The following is a 17,625-nucleotide window of genomic DNA, read 5'->3' as shown; positions in this document are numbered from 1 at the left end:
GAGAGGGGGACTCAGGCGAGGTGGGCGGGGATCACAATTTGACGTGGATCGGTGCGGCCATTGACCTGATCGATCAGTTGCGCCGCGGCCTGGCGGCCTGCTTCGGCATAGCCAGGATCAACGGTGACGATCTCCGGGTGGAGAAATTTCATCAGCGGTGTATTCCCCACGCTCGCCAGTTGCAGATTATCAATACGCTGTTCCTGCAAATATTTGCTGGCTCCCAGGGCAAGGGTGTCCGTTGCACAGAGCAGGGCGCTGGTGTCGGGCGTCAGCACGCTGGCGACGTTATCGTAGCCATGTTTCATCGCAAGACCCGGCAAAATGAAATTGGGGGTGAGTTGATGGCGCTCGCAAAACGCCAGATAGGCCTCGTGGCGACGCTTGCCCGTGGTGATATCGCTGTGCGGTACGCCAATAAAACTGATGTGGCGATGGCCCTGATCGTAGAGATTCTGCATCAGCAGATTTATGGCCCCTTCGTCGTCATAGCAGACGGAAGCGAACCCTTTGGCATCCCGCGCCAGCAGGACCAGCGAGGCGCGCCACGAGGATAACAGCTTCTCCGTGACGCCGGTAAAGCCAAACAGCACCACGCCATCAATATTGCGGCGGCGTAGCATATGCAGATGTTCTTCGACCAAATCCGGCGAGAACTGGCTTTCCATCATGATCGGGTCATAACCCTGTTCATAGAAGGTTGGGAGCATGGTCTGGACGGCCAGGTTTTCCGAAAGAGAATCGAGACGGGAGACAATGATGGCCACCACTTTATCGCTCTGACCGCGCATGGCGCGTGCGGAACGGGAAGGTGAAAAACCGTGTTGATTGACCACCGCTTCCACGCGTTCGCGGGTACGTTCGCTTACACCGCTTTCATTATTCAGCACGCGAGACACCGTTGATTTCCCAACGCCACTTAAACGCGCAATGTCTTTGATCGTCAGCCGGTTTTGCATGCGTCCTGTCCTGTTCCTCTTCTGGGCGGATAGCAGAATAAAGAAAGTTTGGTGAGTACTCAACCAAACGACAATGGGTAAAGTCTGGTTTACGTTCGGTTTAATTCACCGGAGTTATAATAGCGACGCTTGAAATCGTACTCTTTTCACCCTTACCGGAGGTTTTATGGACCCTGATCCCGCACCTCTCCCGCGACGGAGACACTCTTTCCGGTAAGCCCGCCTTTGCTGCCTTACCGGAAACGTAAGGCAGCGACGCAAAACGTCCCTGCATAACTGAAAACGCCTGCTGGCGCGGATGGCCCGTGCCTGCGGCAATGCACAACATCTTTCGTGATATGTCGAGCCAACAAATCGACATCGCGAAGGATGACGTGCAGTGGCACCCGCGTGATGCGGGGGCAAGGATGACTACTATGTTCAAAAATATCACCCGACTCCTGGCCCGGCTTAACCGCCACTTACCTCGCCGTCTCGTTCAGCGTGACCCGCTGCCTGACGCCGCTAATATTCAACACGTCGAGGTTCCGGCTTCGCTAAGCGATCGTTGCCTGGCGCTGTCGACGATGGAACTCGCCGAACTGTGGCAACAGCTCAACAGCCATCCGGAAGGGCTGAATGAAAAAGAGGTGCAGGACGCGCGGGAAAAACACGGCGTTAACCAGATCCCCGGTCAGCGCCCGGTGCCCTGGTGGGCGCATCTGTGGTCCTGCTATCGCAACCCGTTTAACCTGCTGCTGACCTGTCTGGGTATTTTCTCCTACGCGTCGGAAGATCTGTTTGCCGCCGGGGTGATTGCGCTGATGGTCGCTATATCGACCTTCCTGAACTTTATTCAGGAAGCGCGTTCCACCAAAGCGGCGGATGCATTGAAAGCGATGGTGAGCAATACCGCAACGGTGCTTCGTGTAGCCAATGAGCAGGGGGAAACCCGTTGGATGGAGATCCCGCTCGACCAACTGGTACCGGGGGACATTGTGAAGCTGGCGGCAGGAGATATGATCCCGGCTGATCTGCGTGTGGTGCAGGCGCGCGACCTGTTCGTGGCGCAAGCGTCGCTGACCGGTGAATCCCTGCCGGTAGAAAAAGTGGCAAAAACCCGTGCGGCGGATCAGACCAACCCGCTGGAAAGCGACACCCTCTGTTTTATGGGGACCAACGTGGTGAGCGGCACGGCGCAGGCGGTAGTTATCGCCACGGGCGGCAACACCTGGTTTGGACAACTGGCCGGGCGGGTGAGTGAACAAGAGAGCGAGCCGAATGCGTTCCAGAAAGGCATTGGCCGCGTCAGCATGCTGCTTATCCGCTTTATGATGGTGATGACGCCGGTGGTGCTGCTGATCAACGGCTTCACCAAAGGTGACTGGTGGGAAGCGGCGCTGTTTTCGCTCTCGGTTGCCGTGGGGCTGACGCCGGAAATGCTGCCGATGATCGTCACCTCTACGCTGGCACGCGGCGCGGTGAAACTGTCAAAACAGAAAGTGATCGTCAAGCATCTGGATGCGATTCAAAACTTTGGCGCTATGGACATCCTGTGTACTGACAAAACCGGTACGTTAACGCAGGATAAAATCGTGCTGGAAAACCACACGGATATCGCCGGTAAAGTCAGTGAACGGGTGCTGCACTGTGCCTGGCTGAACAGCCACTACCAGACCGGGTTGAAAAACCTGCTCGATACGGCGGTGCTGGAAGGGGTGGAAGCAGAAGCGGCCCGGACGCTCTCGACCCGCTGGCAGAAAATTGACGAGATCCCGTTTGATTTCGAGCGTCGTCGCATGTCGGTGGTGGTCGCCGAAAACGCGGATGCACACCAGTTGATTTGCAAAGGGGCGTTGCAGGAGATCCTCAACGTCTGCAGCCAGGTGCGTTACAACGGCGATATCGTGCCGCTGGATGAAACCATGCTGCGCCGTATTCAGCGCGTCACCGAAACGCAGAACCGCCAGGGGCTGCGGGTGGTGGCGGTGGCAACCAAATATCTCCCGGCACGCAGCGGCGATTACCATCGTGTGGACGAATCCGACCTGATTCTGGAAGGCTACATTGCGTTCCTCGATCCGCCGAAAGAGACCACGGCACCGGCGCTGAAAGCGCTGAAAGCCAACGGTGTGACGGTGAAAATTTTGACCGGCGACAGCGAGCTGGTAGCGGCGAAAGTCTGCCTGGAGGTGGGGCTGGATGTCGGCGAGGTGGTGACGGGCAACCAGATTGAGCATCTGGGTGATGACGAACTGGCGTCGCTGGCAAAACGTACCACATTGTTTGCCCGTCTGACGCCGATGCACAAAGAACGGATTGTGACCGTGCTGCGTCGTGAAGGGCACGTGGTGGGCTTTATGGGTGACGGCATCAACGACGCGCCGGCGCTGCGCGCGGCAGACATTGGCATTTCCGTGGATGGCGCGGTGGATATTGCCCGTGAAGCGGCCGATATCATCCTGCTGGAAAAAAGCCTGATGGTGCTGGAAGAGGGGGTTATTGAAGGGCGTAAAACCTTCGCTAACATGCTGAAATACATCAAAATGACTGCCAGCTCTAACTTTGGTAACGTGTTCAGCGTGTTGGTGGCGAGCGCCTTCCTGCCATTCCTGCCTATGTTGCCGTTGCACTTGCTGATTCAGAACCTGCTTTATGATGTATCCCAGGTGGCGATCCCGTTTGATAACGTTGATGACGAGCAGATTCGTCAACCGCAGCGCTGGAATCCTGCCGATCTCGGTCGTTTTATGATCTTCTTCGGCCCGATCAGCTCCATTTTCGACATTCTGACCTTCTGCGTCATGTGGTGGGTATTTAAGGCGAATGTGCCGGAAGCGCAGACCCTGTTCCAGTCGGGCTGGTTTGTGGAAGGGCTGCTGTCACAGACGTTGATTGTGCATATGATCCGTACTCGCCGCGTGCCCTTTATTCAAAGCCGCGCCGCCTGGCCGCTGATCATGATGACGCTGATGGTGATTCTGGTGGGTATCGCGCTGCCGTTCTCGCCGTTGGCAAGCTATCTGCAACTGCAGGCATTGCCGCTCTCTTACTTCCCGTGGCTGATTGCGATCCTGGCCGGATACATGACGCTGACGCAGATGGTGAAAGGGTTCTACAGCCGCCGGTATGGCTGGCAGTAACTTGCTGTAATAATCGACCTGAAGCCGTTTTGTTCAGGTCGATTATCTCAAGATCAGGTGCACGAACAGATACCCCAGTGAGCAGAGGAAAAGAATAATCAGGCACCAGCTTAACTGATAAAAGACATTATCCGCTCCTAAGCCTGAACGTGCGAGGGAGGTATCTCCTTCCTTGATATGTTCTGCAGACAGCGCACGATAGCGGCGGATGTAACGCAGGCAGTAAAGTAAGACAAAGGGAATAACCCAACTGGCAACGGGTTTTGAGAAAATAAAAGCGAGCAGTAAAGTCGAAATCAAGAAGCCCAGAAAGACGTAGGACGCGGTTTTTTCTGCTTGTTTTAACTCACCGCGTATCCGTTGGGCGTGTAATTCTTGCCAGCGTCGAAGCGTGCTCGGGCTGAATCCAAATTTCTCGCACAATACGTTGTTGGGAACCCCATTTTTGGATTGTTGAAGAAAATCAGCAATCTGCTCCTCAGTGAAACGTACTTTTGCCATGATCACCCCTCCATGGCGGCTATTAATATGTTTTTAGCGAGATTAGCGGCGTACCACGATGGCTTCAATCGCGATTTTTACCGCCTTTGGCAGATGAGTCACTTTAAGGCATATGTGGGGGAGATCCCCGGTGTCGCTGCGCTAACCGGGGCTACGTGGTGCCCGGATAAGGCGCTTGCGCCGCATCCGGGAAAGCCTTAGCGGCGTACTGCGATGGCTTCAATCTCGATTTTCACATCTTTCGGCAGACGCGCCACTTCTACGCACGAACGCGCCGGGAAGGTGGCGTTGTGCTCGGTAAAGAATGCTTCGTAGGTCGCGTTAACAGTAGCGAAGTCGTTCAGATCTTTCACAAACACCGTCGTTTTCACGATATCGCCCACTTTAAGGCCTGCGGCTTCCACGATAGCTTTCACATTTTCCAGCGACTGACGCGCCTGGGCAGAAACGTCGTCCGGCACGCTACCGGTTTTCGGATCCACCGGGATCTGACCGGAGGTGATGATCATGCTGCCGAGATCAACACCCTGAACATAAGGGCCGATTGCTGCTGGTGCATTTTCCGTCGCGATAGTTTTGCTCATGATTTCTCCTGAATTACAGCGGTAATAAAGTCGGGGCTCATTATACCCGTCATACTTCAAGTTGCATGCTTGTTGGCCAGGTTTGTTCGTCCCAGTCACTGACTTGAGTACACCTTTGCATCAATTACCCTGCCAGTACCACAGAATGCGAAAACTCTTTTTCACAGTATTTGCATTTCAGGGCGATATCGTGTGGGCGTTTCTTCACCGCGAAGCTGGAGGCGACCGGTTCAGCGTGGCTGATACAGTTGCTGTTCGGGCAGACCAGCACGCTGTCGATGCGATCCGGCAGGTTCGGATGAGACTTGCTCACCACTTCATAGTTGTCGATGCGGTTTACCGTCGCCTGCGGGGCATACAGCGCCAGTTGGTTAACCTGCTCATCCGTCAGGAAGGTATTTTCGATTTTGATCAGGTCCTTGCGGCCCATTTCGCCTGACGGCAGGTTCAGACCGATAGTGATACGCTGCTCGGTTTCCGTCAGCTTGAATAGCGTCAGCAGCTTAAAACCTACCTGTGCCGGAATGTGGTCAATCACCGTACCGCGATTGATCGCTTCAACCTGGAGTTTATTGTCGTGTGTCATTGTCGCTTCCTCCTACAGAGCCAAATCACTATTCAGAACCAGTGCCAGCAGTGCCTGGCGCGCAAAGATGCCATTACCGGCCTGTTGGAAATACCAGGCGTGCGGCGTTTTATCCACGTCGGTAGTGATCTCATCAACGCGTGGCAGCGGATGCAGTACTTTCATGTTGCCGCGTGCGCCGATAAGGTCGCTGGCGCGCAGGATGAACTGGGCTTTGACGTTGGCATATTCTGATGGATCCAGACGCTCTTTCTGCACGCGGGTCATATACAGAATATCGACCTCAGCCATCACCTCTTCGATGCTGGCGTGAATGCTCCACGCCAGCCCTTTCTCATCGAGCATGTCGAGAATGTACTGCGGCATGGCCAGCGCATCCGGGGCGATAAAGTAGAAACGGTTGCCGTTGAACTTCGCCAGCGCCTGTGCCAGCGAGTGCACGGTGCGGCCATATTTCAGGTCACCGACCATCGCGATGTTGAGGTTCTCCAGGCGGCCCTGGGTTTCCTGAATGGTGAACAGATCCAGCAGGGTCTGAGTCGGATGCTGGTTAGCACCGTCGCCCGCGTTCAGAACAGGAATGCCGCCGGAAAATTCGGTCGCCAGACGGGCGGCGCCTTCCTGTGGGTGGCGCATCACAATCGCGTCCACATAGGTGCTGATAACTGAAATCGTATCCGCCAGCGTTTCGCCCTTCTTGCCGAGCGAGGTGTTGCTGCTGTCAGAAAAACCCACCACGCTCGCCCCCAGGCGATGCATGGAGGTCTCAAACGACAGGCGGGTACGCGTTGAGGCTTCAAAGAAGCAACTGGCGATCACTTTGTGCTTGAGTAACTCCGGCTGCGGGTTGGCTTTCAACCGGGCGGCAGTATTCAGCACCAGTTCAAGTTCTTCGCGGCTGAGATCGTTTATGGAAATGATATGTTTTTGATATAGCGGGTTAGCCATGTTTATCTCCTGACGACTGCGCAAAAAAAAGCCCCTCAATAGAGGGGCTATGGAATGGGGTGGGCAACGGGAAGAAAAACGGCAGGCCTGCGTCCTTTTTCAGACGCCCAGGGACATTATGTCGAACACACTGGACCATGCTTCCTCCCGGCAAATTGTCCGCGATTATACTCAGCTACTTTTCGGTTTCAAGCGATTAATGCAACATTTGCGTCAGGCAATCGGTTTATTTGCATATAAATGCATATTTAATAAATAAATAATTACTTTACGGGCGTGTGAATAGTCGTACTGACAATCCGGTGGAATAAACATGCGCAAGCGCAACTCTTCGCTAAAAAGGGGTGGTGAGCATCGCCATTTTTCCGTATAAAAGCTAAAAATGAAACGATGTTTTATCTTGAGGAGAGAGCTATGATCGTTGGCAACATTCACCACTTACAAAGCTGGTTGCCGGAAGAACTGCGCCAGGCCATTGAACATGTCAAAGCCCACGTGACGGATGCCACCCCGACCGGGAAGCACGATATTGACGGTAACAACCTATTTTATCTCGTTTCTGAAGACATGACTCAGCCGTTTGCCGAGCGCCGCGCGGAATATCACGCCCGTTATCTGGATATCCAGATTGTGCTCAAAGGTCAGGAAGGGATGACATTCAGTACGCTGCCCGCAGGCGCGCCGGACACCGACTGGCTGGCAGATAAAGATATCGCGTTCCTGCCGGAAGGCGGTCAGGAAAAAACGGTGGTGCTGAGCGAAGGGGATTTTGTGGTGTTCTACCCAGGCGAAGTCCATAAACCGCTGTGTGCCGTGGGCGCGCCCGCACAGGTGCGTAAAGTGGTTGTGAAGGTTTTAGTAGCCTGACTTGCGTTACCCGTTTCCCCTCATCCCACCGGGGTGAGGGGAGCGATCGCGCGTGGTTGCCCGGGAAAACATCCAACTACCCCTCCACCCTTATCAGAGCTACCCGAACAGCGCACCCAACGAATCTGACTTTCCACTCTCCCTCCCTGCCTGGCTTCCCCTTACCACATCGCATAACGGAAACATGATGGCGATCTCATTAATACGTATTATAACGTATTAATGTTATCCCGAATTCAATATCCCTGCGTCTAACTTATGTGGAGATTTTCAACGTTATGAATATCAAAGAAATTATTGAAAAACTGGCGGGCAATGTTAAAGACAATGGCGGGATTCGCCAGGTGTTTCTGGTGGCATGCGGCGGTTCGCTGGTGGATATGTATCCGGCAAAATACTTCTTCGACAGCGAAGCCACCACGTTGCATGTGGGCATGTACACCGCGAATGAGTTTGTTTATGCCACCCCGAAAACCCTCAGTGAAAACTCACTGGTCATTGTCTGTTCGCACGGCGGCAATACGCCGGAATCGGTCGCGGCGGCAAAACTGGCGCGTGCGCATCAGGCGCAAACCGTGACCCTGACCCACAACGAACAGGCGAAGCTTATTCAGCACGCCAGCCATAATATTCTGTATGCCTGGGGCAACGATACCAATGTCGTTGATAACCCGATGGCAATTATCCTCAGCCTGTGCGTCGAGGTACTCAATCAGGTGGAAGGCTATGCGGCTTATGCGGATTTTCAGCAGGGCATGGAACAAATCAACGGCGTTATTGCAAAGGCGCGTCAACAGGTGGCTGACCGCTGCCAGCGCTTTGCCCGTCGTTATCAGGACGAAAAATTGTTTTATATCCTTTCCAGCGGTGCGTCCTATGGCCATGCTTACGGCTTCGCCATCTGTTCGTTAATGGAGATGCAGTGGCTGCACGCCGCGCCCATTCACTCCGGCGAATATTTCCACGGGCCGTTTGAAGTGACCGATAAAGAGACGCCGTTTATCTTACTGATGAACGAAGGTCGCACCCGCGTGATGGATGAGCGGGCTAACGCTTTCCTTTCCACCTACGCAGAAAAAGTGGAAGTGGTCGATGCAAAAGAGCTGGGTATTGGCGTGCTCCCTCCGCGCGTCGTGGAGTTCTTTAACCCGGTGCTGTTCTACAGCATTATGTGTGAATATCGTTCGGCGCTGGCGGATATTCGTCAACACCCGTTGGAAACACGTCGCTATATGGGACAAGTCGCGTATTAAGGAGAGCATGATGAAAGTCATAGGCGTTGGCGATAATGTCGTCGATCAATATGCCCATATTCGTACGATGTACCCAGGCGGCAATGCGCTTAATTTTGCAGCTTATGCCTCTATGCTGGGCCATGAAGCGGCGTATCTGGGTATTTTTGGCAATGACAGCGCGGCAAAACATGTTATTTCCGTACTGGACGAACTGGGTGTCAGACATCCGCACTGTTTATATGTCTCCGGGGAGAATGGTTGTGCGCAGCTTAAAATAGAAGATGGCGAGCGAATATTTCTCGGATCAAATGCCGGAGGTATTCGTAAAACAACCTCAATGGATTTTATTTTCCATCATACGGACTATCTGCGGGAATATTCTCTCATTCACAGCGGTTGTTATAGCTATATGGAAGAACAGCTTCCGGCATTACAGCAACTGGGTGTGCCCGTCTCGTATGACTTCTCGGATGATTTTGTGCTCGAAGAGGCGTTGCCGCTTTGCCAGTATGTCGACTTTGCCTTTTTCTCCTGCGCTGATTACAGCCTTGAGCAGACGCGAGACATTATTCAGCAGGCGCACAATAGTGGCAGTCGGATTGTCTGTGCTACGCGTGGCAGCGAAGGGGCAATTCTGTTTGATGGCAAACAGTGGTATCAACAGGCCCCGGAATATGTCACCCCTGTGGATACGATGGGGGCAGGCGACGCGTTTATTACCGCCTTCCTGTGCCATTATCTTGCACAGACAAATATCCCGAATGAAGAAGCGATTCCTGCAAGCCTTAAGCAAGCCGCATTATTTTCGGCGAAAATCTGCCTCAAAGAGGGGGCTTTCGGTTACGGTGTTCGCTATTAAATAACGCTATCTAAATAGGTTTTTATTTCGCTCATTTTATGAGGGGAAGGGGCGCGGTTTTGCGCTTTTTCCCCAATAAGGAAAGAGTTATGCCTGAATATCATACTGCCGACCTTATTCTGCGGTCGGATAATATATTTACTGCCGACAGCGATGAATTATTTTCTGGATATATTGTTATAAACCACGGCGTTATTTCAGCGATACTTGCAAACGATGAAGATATTAGCCCGTGGCGCGGCCCCACTACCCATTTTCGCGATCTCGGCGAGCGGCTAATTTGTCCTGGTTTTTGTGATAATCACACCTTTTTCACGGGGTATATGAGCATGCATCGCGGCGTAGATCTTAGCGCCACGAACACTAGCGCGGCGGCACTATTGCTGCTCAAAAAAGCGGAGCAGGATCTGCCTGCCGGAAAAAGCCTGTACGCGTGGGGCTGGTCTGCGGCGCAGTGGGGAGCGTTACCTGCCAGTACAGAACTTGACGACGCTTTTCCCTGTCGCCCGGTGGTCGCGATTAATAGTGACAAGAGCTATTGCTGGATGAACCAGGCAGCGATCGCTCGCTACGGGTTCATGCCTGACGACTGTAGCGCGGAGGCACGTGTGCACCTGCTTACAGAAATGCTTAACGACGCGGGGCAGGTAAAAGAAGAGTTGCGCGCCTTTATGGAGATGCTGGCGACGCGCGGTATAACGGCAATTAAAGATGTCTGTTTTGATGACGCCCCCGCGCTGCTGGACGCCTGGGCCGGGCTTGAGGCGAATGATGAACTGTCACTGCGCGTCAGCCTGGTCAGTGAGCCAGTGGCCAGCGCCGCTAATTTTACTTTTGCCCGCCAGGCGCGTGACCGTTTTCACTCTGACCGGCTGCGTTTTCATGGCTTTAAATTTATGGTGGATGGCGTGATTGCCGATTACACCGGAGACATGTTGCAGCCTTATACCGACCGGCCGCACACGCATAACGAAAAACCGGTGGATTACGCGCTATTGCGCCAACAGGTGCTGGAGGCCGATCGGCTTGGGTTTAATTGCTGCCTGAACGCCGAAGGGGATGCCGCCATACGTCATTGCATCGATATTTTCGCTGAATGTCACCGCGCCAATCCTCCCCGAGTTCGCCATCACGCCTTAAGCGATCTCGAGTGCCCGCATCCGGACGATATCCCACGTCTTGCCGCACTGGGCCTTTCTGCTGAGGTCTTCGCGCAGATACTGCTGCTTAATCAGAGCGCGTCTGACGCCTATATGCGTGAGCGCGGAGGCGAAGCCAGAGAGAGGCAGTTCTTTAACTATGCCGCGCTGTTTAATGCCGGGGTTCTGGTGACCATCGGCACCGATTTGCCGCTGTTTATCCCCAGTATTCCCGATGCGATCTATGCGGCCTGCTGTCGCCATTTTGCCGATGGTTCGCCACCAGAAGGGTGGTATCGCGAACACGGAATGACGCGAACACAGCTTCTGAAAGCCTGGACCATCAACGCCGCCGTTCAGCATGGCATGGGGGCACAGACCGGAAGTCTGGCCGTGGGCAAGCGCGCGGATATTGCCGTGTTCGACCGCAACCTGCTCACCTGTGCCGATGATGAAGTGCGTAACGCGCGAGTGGTGCTGACCCTGATGGATGGCCGTACAACACACGATGTTTTATAGACGCCCGCCTTCACGCGCACAGACGACGTGATGACAGGCGATAAAGCGAATTCTTACCGAGGCAGATTATGCGTATTCCAACAATAAAATGGGCCGTACCCCACTGCTACGCTCTGATCTTTTTTATCATTGTTGTGGTTGCCGTTTTAACGTGGTGCATCCCCAGCGGCAGCTTTGACTATCATGCGGTCACTTTACCGGGTGGCGAGACCAAAAACCTGGTGGTGCCCGGCTCTTATCATGTACTTGAAAAAGTCACCGCTGATGGTGACTTACGACAGGGGCTTTCGGCCATTCTTGCCGCTCCCTTAGAAGGCATCATTAAAGCAGCCGATGTGATCGCCTTTGTGCTGATAGTCGGTGGCGCGTTTGGCATTATTATGCGGACCGGCGCCATTGAGCGCGGCCTGCTTGCGCTGGCGCAGCGGCTGGCAGGCAAAGGGATTCTGGTGATTCCGCTGTCGATGACGCTGTTCAGCCTGGGCGGTGCGACTTTCGGCATGAGCGAAGAGGTCATTCCGCTCTATGCCATCTTCATTTCACTGATGTTCGCACTGGGCTATGACTCCCTCACCGCCATTTTGATCTTATTTCTGGGGACGCAGATTGGCTACGTCGGCGCGATGACCAACCCCTTTTCCGTGCTTATCGCCCAGGGCGTTGCCGGTATTCAGGGCAACCCACAGCTCTGGCTGCGCGCCATTGCCTGGGTGGTTTTTACCGCGATGTCGATTATCTTCACCATGTGGTACGCCCATCGTGTGAAGCGTGACCCGAGCAAATCACCGTCGTATGAAAGCGACTCCCAGAACCGCTCGCTGTTTATGGGAGAGCAGACAGGAACGGTACACTTTTCGCTGAGTGACCGGTTGATCATCATCGCCTTTGTACTCGCGCTGGCGGTCATCTCCTGGGGGCTCATCACCCGTGGCTGGTATATGGTGGAGATTGGTACCGTCTTTTTAGCGCTGGGACTGTTTGCCGGTATCGTCAGCAGAATGTCTGTGAGCGATGTGGCGGAAAGCTTTGTCGATGGCTGCAAAGAGTTTGTCTATGCTGCGGTCGTTATCGGCCTGGCGCGCGGCATTCTGGTGGTGGCGGAAAACGGCAAAATCATCGACACCCTGCTCTATGGCCTGTCGGAAATGCTAGATGGCCTGCCGCAGTATGCTTTTACGACGCTGATGCTGGTGAGCCATAACATCATCACCTTCTTCGTGCCGTCCTCTTCGGGGGAAGCGGCGTTAACCATGCCGGTGCTCGCACCGCTGGGCGATCTGGTTAACATCAATAAAGAGGCGATGGTGATGGCCTATCAATTTGGTAACGGGCTCACCAATCTTATTTCGCCCACCGGCGGTGTGCTGCTGGCCGGGTTGTCGATTGCGCGCGTAGGGTTTGGTCAGTGGCTGCGGGTGATTATGCGCCTGTTTCCGCTGCTGTGGATCACCAGCGCCATTTTTGCGGCCATCTCCGCCTGGGTTTAAGCGCGCTATGCGCGCCGGCATAGTTTGCCGTGCGCGCATCGACTATAATCCGGGTTCAAATCATTGGCCCTGTTGGTGAAAACGCGATGTTGAGTAATGGACTGCAACAGCATACCGCTGTCCCGCTATACAGACAGTTGAAGGACAAAATCCTCAGCGATATCTCCTCCGGTAAACTTGCGGAAGGGGCGAAAATACCCACCGAAGTTGAGCTGAGTGAGCTGTATGACATTAGCCGTGTGACGGTGCGTAACGCTATTAAAGAGCTGGTGGACGAAGGCTATCTGGTTAAGAAACAGGGAAAGGGCACCTTTGTTTGTCTGCCGAAGATTGAACGTAAAGTGGTGCATCTGCTGAGCTTTACCGATGCCTGTGACAGCAGCCATCTAACTACCGCCAGCAAGGTGCTGCGTACCGCTATCCTCGACGATTATCACCATGTTCGCGAAGCGCTGCGCTTAGCTGACGACGACTCGCTGCTCTATATTCAACGCCTGCGTCGCGCGGGGGACCAGCCTTTGATGCTGGAGAATAACTACTACTCGCTCAAGCGATTTGGTTTTTTACAGCAGGAAGATCTGAGCGGTTCGTTGTATCAGCTTTTACGCGAAAAGTACGCGATCCGCCCAACCCATGCCGGGGAGACCACCGTGGAGATGGTGCGCGCCCACGGCGAGACGGCAACGTTGCTGGAACAGCCGCTCGGAGAGCCGCTGTTTTTAATGAAGACACTGATTCTGGATGCTGACTACCAGCCTATTCACTACGGCGAGCAGCTTATCGTTGCCGAGCGGTATAAATTCAATTTTTGAGATGCGGGTGTTTTTCCCGGATGCGCTGCGCTCATCCGGGCTACGCCTGAGTGTCGCCACGGTAGGCGTAGCGCGCTGTGGAAATGATTACTGAGCCAGGGTCGCGACCATCACCGCTTTGATGGTGTGCATGCGGTTTTCCGCCTGATCAAACACAATACTGGCCGACGATTCAAACACCTCGTCGGTCACTTCCATTCCGCCGTGCAGACCGAACTCTTCCGCCATCTTCTTGCCAAGCGTCGTCTGGTCGTCGTGGAATGCAGGCAGGCAGTGCAGGAACTTCACATCCGGGTTACCGGTTAGCGTCAGCATCTGGCTATTCACCTGATACGGACGGAGCAGGTTAATGCGCTCGGCCCACTTCTCTTTCGCCTCGCCCATCGATACCCACACGTCGGTGTAGATAAAGTCTGCCCCTTTCACCCCTGCGGCGATATCTTCGGTCAGTGTAATATTGCCACCGTTTTTCTCCGCCAGCGCTTTACACTTCGCTACCAGACTGGCTTCCGGCCAGCAGGCTGTCGGGGCGACGAGGCGTAAATCCAGCCCGGTCATCGCCGCTGCTTCCAGCATGGAGTTGCCCATATTGTTACGCGCGTCGCCTGCATAAACCAGCGTCATTTCATTAAACGCTTTGCCCGGCAGGTGCTCTTGCATGGTCAACAGGTCAGCCAGCAGTTGCGTCGGGTGAAACTCATTGGTCAGGCCGTTCCACACCGGAACACCGGCAAACTGCGCCAGGGTTTCGACGATCTCCTGGCCATAACCGCGATACTGAATACCATCGTACATTCTGCCGAGTACGCGTGCGGTATCCTTAATTGATTCTTTATGCCCAATCTGACTGCCGCTTGGGCCGATCCAGGTGACGCGAGCGCCCTGGTCAAATGCGGCAACTTCGAAAGAGCACCGGGTGCGAGTTGAGTCTTTTTCGAAGATGAGCGCGATGTTTTTGCCGGTAAGCTTTTGTTCTTCTTTGCCGTTTTTCTTATCGGCTTTCAGTTTGGCGGCGAGTTGCAGCAGAGCGTTGATTTCAGCAGGGGTAAAATCGAGCAATTTCAAAAAATGTTTCTGGTAAAACGACGACATGGTTCCCTCACCTGGCTAAAGCCACTTATTGAATTAAAATTCAATTTATATGTATGAATATTCATTTGCAAGCCAAATGAATAAATCTTTTCCGCCAGGAGTGGAGGCATTGCCAACGGTATGTGACAATATCTCTATCTGCCACATTATGAGGAATGAGCCATGGCGAACCCGGAACACCTGGAAGAACAGCGCGAAGAGACGCGTCTGATTATTGAAGAATTGCTGGAAGATGGCAGCGATCCTGATGCGCTCTACACCATTGAGCATCACCTGTCGGCAGATGACTTCGAGACGCTGGAAAAAGTGGCCGTCGAAGCGTTTAAACTGGGTTACGAAGTGACCGAGCCGGAAGAGCTGGAGCTGGAAGAGGGCGAAGTCGTGATTTGCTGCGACATTCTGAGCGAATCCGCCCTGAAAGCCGAGCTGATTGACGCGCAGGTGGAACAACTGATTAACCTGGCCGAGAAATTTGACGTCGAATATGACGGTTGGGGCACCTACTACGAAGATCCGAACGGTGAAGACGAAGACGGCGACGAAGATGAATACGAGGATGAAGACGACGACGGCGTACGTCACTAAGTCTTCCCTGTGCGGCAGCTACGGCTGCCGCAGTGCAAGGAACAGCCATGGATTACCCGCAAATACTCTCCCCGGTTTTACACTTTCTGCATTGCCCAACACCTCAGGCCTGGATAGATAAAGCCCGCGACCCGCAAAACCTTCCGCTGTTGCTCACCGATCATATGGTCTGCGAATTGAAAGCCGCGCAAACCGCCATGCTGCTGGTGCGTAAATATGTGGCGGATAAAAGTGGGGCCGATGCGCTACTTGAATGGCTGAAACCCTATGAAGCTTTTACCTTTCTTGAAGGGCCGGAACCGGACTTTGTAGCGTTGCACAAGCAGATCGCCAAAGGCGCGATGCCGAAAGCGGATGATCCGTGGGGCAGGGCGCTGATCGACAGCATGGTGCTGCTTATCAAAGAAGAGTTGCATCATTTCTGGCAGGTACGCGAAGCTATGCTTGCCCGCAATATTCCTTATGTGAAGATCACTGCCAGCCGCTATGCGAAAGGGATGCTCAAAGGTGTGCGTACCCATGAGCCGCTTACGCTTATCGACAAGCTGATTTGCGGTGCCTATATCGAGGCGCGCTCCTGCGAACGTTTTGCCGCGCTGGCCCCGTATCTGGAAGAGGAGTTACAGAAATTCTATCTGTCCTTGCTGCGTTCCGAAGCCCGCCACTATCAGGATTATCTTGCGCTGGCACAACAGGTCTCGGAAACGGATATCGCGCCACGGGTTCGCTATTTCGGTGAGATCGAAGCCGAATTAATCACCTCGCCGGATCCCGAGTTTCGTTTTCACAGCGGCGTGCCGGGCTGACCTGCCAGAATCCGTAGTTATTTCGCTCGCCAGGTGACAATCCTCGCCGGGCTGGTACAACAATCAGCAAAATGGTTACAAGGAACCTGAAATGAACTGGACGTCTATTCTACTCTCCGCCCTCGTCGCTGGCCTGGCGACAGCACTGACGCAGTATCTGCGCCGGAAAGGGAAAATCGGCGGCATCACCTCGGCGGTGATTGTTGCGGTTGCTATTGTGGTCTGGAACGTGGGCTATCGGCAGTATATTGCACCCTTACTGCAAAATAGCGGTGAGTCGCAAATGGACGTGGCGTTCCGTGCGATAAGCAGCATGCCGACATACCAGGTGTTGCGTGAACAAGAACCGCAGTTGCTGGAAACTATTCGCAGCACGGCGAAAAAAATGGAAAAAGAGGGGAAAACTCCTCAGCAGATTATTGATTATATTCAACCGCAGATCGTCGGCGTACAGATGGTGCGTTTACAAAACGCCCCGGATGAGAACGTGATTGCTTATATGCAGATCAATATGGAGCAAACCGTGGCCATTCAGAAAGTCAGCGATGATAATTGCTTTCGTTTCCTGTTCCCGGCGGTGAAAGGGGGGATCAATCCCGCGAAAATGTTGTCGAGCGATTTCCTGATGAAACGCATGAATATTGATGCCGCGATGATGCGCGCTGCCTACGGCGTCAACCGACACACGGTGACAGATAAAGAGCGCCAGGACGCTCAGCAGCATCTGCAGCCAATTATTGCGGCGCTGGTCAAGAAATACGGTCAGGATATTGAGATCATGCCGGACCCGCGCAAAGGCGTCGGCAAAGAGAAAGTCGCCTGCGACATTGTGCAGGATTTGTGGCGTAACGTGCTGACGTTGCCCCAGGATGAGGCTGCGGGAATGATTCGTCTGATTATGGCGCCGGAGAATCAGTAAAGAAGAGGTTCCGGTCCTTTCCGGTAGAAAAGGAAAGGGCCGGGAACAATTACAGTGTTTTCAGCATTCGCACTTCGCAATCCACATGCCCGGTACAGCCCAGCGGCCCGCTGATATGGCTAAATCCGAGATGCTCATACAGGCCAATCGCCTCTTTTAAGAACGCGGTAGTTTCCAGATAACAACGGGTGAAGCCCTGCGTACGGGCGTGTTCAAGCGCCAGCAGCGCCAGTTTCTTCGCCAGCCCCTGACCGCGCGCGGCAGGCAGGAAATACATTTTTTGCAGTTCGCAAATATCCGGCTCGCTACATTTCAGCGGGGCGACACCGCCGCCGCCCACCACCTGGCCATCCTGTTCCACTACCCAATAGGCGTGCCCCGGCTGGCTGTAGAGTTGGTACAGCTCGTCCAGATTGGGGTCCGCCACGGTATAGCCTTTATCAGCGGTAAGACCGTATTCGGCAGAAACCCGACGAATAACGGAGGCAATCGCGGCATTATCGTCGGCAGTCATCCGGCGTAATGTCACGCTCTGCTTGGCCACAACATTCATACATTCACTCAATAAAATACATTCATTTATACGCGTATTTAATAGCACTCTC

Annotated in this window: 20 protein-coding genes; 11 read left to right on the top strand and 9 right to left on the bottom strand. The window is 53.9% G+C overall.

From position 1 onward, the window contains the following. Positions 1–11 precede the first annotated feature (11 nt). Entirely contained in the window at positions 12–959 is a 948-nt protein-coding gene (gene treR, locus ABIB59_RS20110) for a trehalose operon repressor TreR (protein ID WP_039077734.1), read from the bottom strand. Between the two features lie 166 nt (positions 960–1,125). Between treR and mgtL the strand changes: the two genes are divergently transcribed. Continuing rightward, positions 1,126–1,176 (top strand): mgtA regulatory leader peptide MgtL, encoded by a 51-nt coding sequence (mgtL, locus tag ABIB59_RS20105; RefSeq protein ID WP_222557130.1) that lies wholly within the window; start codon positions 1,126–1,128, stop codon positions 1,174–1,176. Positions 1,177–1,375: 199 nt separating this feature from the next. Then, on the top strand, positions 1,376–4,081 hold the full coding sequence (mgtA, locus tag ABIB59_RS20100; RefSeq protein ID WP_354036926.1) for a magnesium-translocating P-type ATPase: 2,706 nt from the start codon (positions 1,376–1,378) through the stop codon (positions 4,079–4,081). Positions 4,082–4,123: 42 nt separating this feature from the next. Here the strand turns inward: mgtA and ABIB59_RS20095 are convergent, their stop codons facing one another. The 5 genes from ABIB59_RS20095 to pyrL all read right to left on the bottom strand — a co-directional run bounded on the left by ABIB59_RS20095 (position 4,124) and on the right by pyrL (position 6,839). Further along, positions 4,124–4,582, bottom strand: coding sequence for a transposase (locus ABIB59_RS20095; protein WP_039077732.1), 459 nt, complete (start codon positions 4,580–4,582; stop codon positions 4,124–4,126). A gap of 197 nt (positions 4,583–4,779) precedes the next feature. Further along, positions 4,780–5,166 carry a 2-iminobutanoate/2-iminopropanoate deaminase gene (ridA, locus tag ABIB59_RS20090; RefSeq protein WP_012134342.1) on the bottom strand — a complete coding sequence of 129 codons (387 nt, stop codon included), beginning with the start codon at positions 5,164–5,166 and terminating at the stop codon, positions 4,780–4,782. A 124-nt stretch (positions 5,167–5,290) separates the two neighbouring features. After that, a complete protein-coding gene (gene pyrI / locus ABIB59_RS20085; protein ID WP_039077731.1) occupies positions 5,291–5,752 on the bottom strand; it encodes an aspartate carbamoyltransferase regulatory subunit in 462 nt (153 codons plus the stop codon). A 12-nt stretch (positions 5,753–5,764) separates the two neighbouring features. After that, on the bottom strand, positions 5,765–6,700 hold the full coding sequence (gene pyrB / locus ABIB59_RS20080; protein WP_039077730.1) for an aspartate carbamoyltransferase: 936 nt from the start codon (positions 6,698–6,700) through the stop codon (positions 5,765–5,767). Further along, a complete protein-coding gene (gene pyrL, locus ABIB59_RS20075) occupies positions 6,693–6,839 on the bottom strand; it encodes a pyr operon leader peptide (RefSeq protein ID WP_072039708.1) in 147 nt (48 codons plus the stop codon). Before pyrL ends, pyrB begins: the two co-directional genes overlap by 8 nt. Positions 6,840–7,114: 275 nt before the next feature. On the opposite strand from pyrL, the gene ABIB59_RS20070 reads away from it, so the two are divergent. The 6 genes from ABIB59_RS20070 (at position 7,115) to ABIB59_RS20045 (ending at position 13,618) form a co-directional block, all read left to right on the top strand. Beyond that, positions 7,115–7,567, top strand: coding sequence for a YhcH/YjgK/YiaL family protein (locus tag ABIB59_RS20070; RefSeq protein WP_039077728.1), 453 nt, complete (start codon positions 7,115–7,117; stop codon positions 7,565–7,567). Positions 7,568–7,845: 278 nt separating this feature from the next. Then, a complete protein-coding gene (locus ABIB59_RS20065; protein ID WP_039077727.1) occupies positions 7,846–8,820 on the top strand; it encodes an SIS domain-containing protein in 975 nt (324 codons plus the stop codon). A 10-nt stretch (positions 8,821–8,830) separates the two neighbouring features. Continuing rightward, entirely contained in the window at positions 8,831–9,661 is an 831-nt protein-coding gene (locus tag ABIB59_RS20060; protein ID WP_354036924.1) for a fructoselysine 6-kinase, read from the top strand. A gap of 89 nt (positions 9,662–9,750) precedes the next feature. Next, positions 9,751–11,319 (top strand): amidohydrolase, encoded by a 1,569-nt coding sequence (locus ABIB59_RS20055; RefSeq protein WP_354036758.1) that lies wholly within the window; start codon positions 9,751–9,753, stop codon positions 11,317–11,319. Between the two features lie 68 nt (positions 11,320–11,387). Then, the gene (locus ABIB59_RS20050; protein ID WP_079497725.1) at positions 11,388–12,806 is read left to right on the top strand and encodes a YfcC family protein; all 1,419 of its coding nucleotides are present in this window, start codon (positions 11,388–11,390) and stop codon (positions 12,804–12,806) included. A gap of 86 nt (positions 12,807–12,892) precedes the next feature. Then, positions 12,893–13,618, top strand: coding sequence for a GntR family transcriptional regulator (locus ABIB59_RS20045; RefSeq protein ID WP_125125441.1), 726 nt, complete (start codon positions 12,893–12,895; stop codon positions 13,616–13,618). An 87-nt stretch (positions 13,619–13,705) separates the two neighbouring features. On the opposite strand, the gene argF is transcribed toward ABIB59_RS20045, so the two are convergent. Together argF and argL are read right to left on the bottom strand one after the other, a co-directional pair. Next, positions 13,706–14,710 carry an ornithine carbamoyltransferase gene (gene argF / locus ABIB59_RS20040; RefSeq protein ID WP_071193518.1) on the bottom strand — a complete coding sequence of 335 codons (1,005 nt, stop codon included), beginning with the start codon at positions 14,708–14,710 and terminating at the stop codon, positions 13,706–13,708. Further along, entirely contained in the window at positions 14,680–14,775 is a 96-nt protein-coding gene (gene argL, locus ABIB59_RS26435) for a putative translational regulatory protein ArgL (RefSeq protein ID WP_380081253.1), read from the bottom strand. The genes argF and argL overlap by 31 nt, the downstream gene beginning before the upstream one ends. Positions 14,776–14,872: 97 nt before the next feature. Between argL and rraB the strand changes: the two genes are divergently transcribed. The 3 genes from rraB (at position 14,873) to ABIB59_RS20025 (ending at position 17,020) form a co-directional block, all read left to right on the top strand. Continuing rightward, positions 14,873–15,295 (top strand): ribonuclease E inhibitor RraB, encoded by a 423-nt coding sequence (gene rraB, locus ABIB59_RS20035; RefSeq protein WP_039077721.1) that lies wholly within the window; start codon positions 14,873–14,875, stop codon positions 15,293–15,295. Positions 15,296–15,342: 47 nt separating this feature from the next. After that, positions 15,343–16,101 (top strand): tRNA isopentenyl-2-thiomethyl-A-37 hydroxylase MiaE, encoded by a 759-nt coding sequence (miaE, locus tag ABIB59_RS20030; RefSeq protein WP_354036755.1) that lies wholly within the window; start codon positions 15,343–15,345, stop codon positions 16,099–16,101. 91 nt (positions 16,102–16,192) lie between these two features. Continuing rightward, positions 16,193–17,020 (top strand): topoisomerase II, encoded by an 828-nt coding sequence (locus tag ABIB59_RS20025; RefSeq protein WP_354036753.1) that lies wholly within the window; start codon positions 16,193–16,195, stop codon positions 17,018–17,020. 49 nt (positions 17,021–17,069) lie between these two features. On the opposite strand, the gene ABIB59_RS20020 is transcribed toward ABIB59_RS20025, so the two are convergent. Beyond that, a complete protein-coding gene (locus ABIB59_RS20020; protein WP_039077718.1) occupies positions 17,070–17,573 on the bottom strand; it encodes a GNAT family N-acetyltransferase in 504 nt (167 codons plus the stop codon). Positions 17,574–17,625 lie beyond the last annotated feature (52 nt).

Source organism: Citrobacter sp. UYEF32 (assembly GCF_040546205.1).
Lineage (GTDB): Bacteria > Pseudomonadota > Gammaproteobacteria > Enterobacterales > Enterobacteriaceae > Phytobacter > Phytobacter diazotrophicus.
The sequence above is the reverse complement of the archived record's forward strand: the minus strand, read 5'-3'. Positions and strand labels throughout refer to the sequence as shown.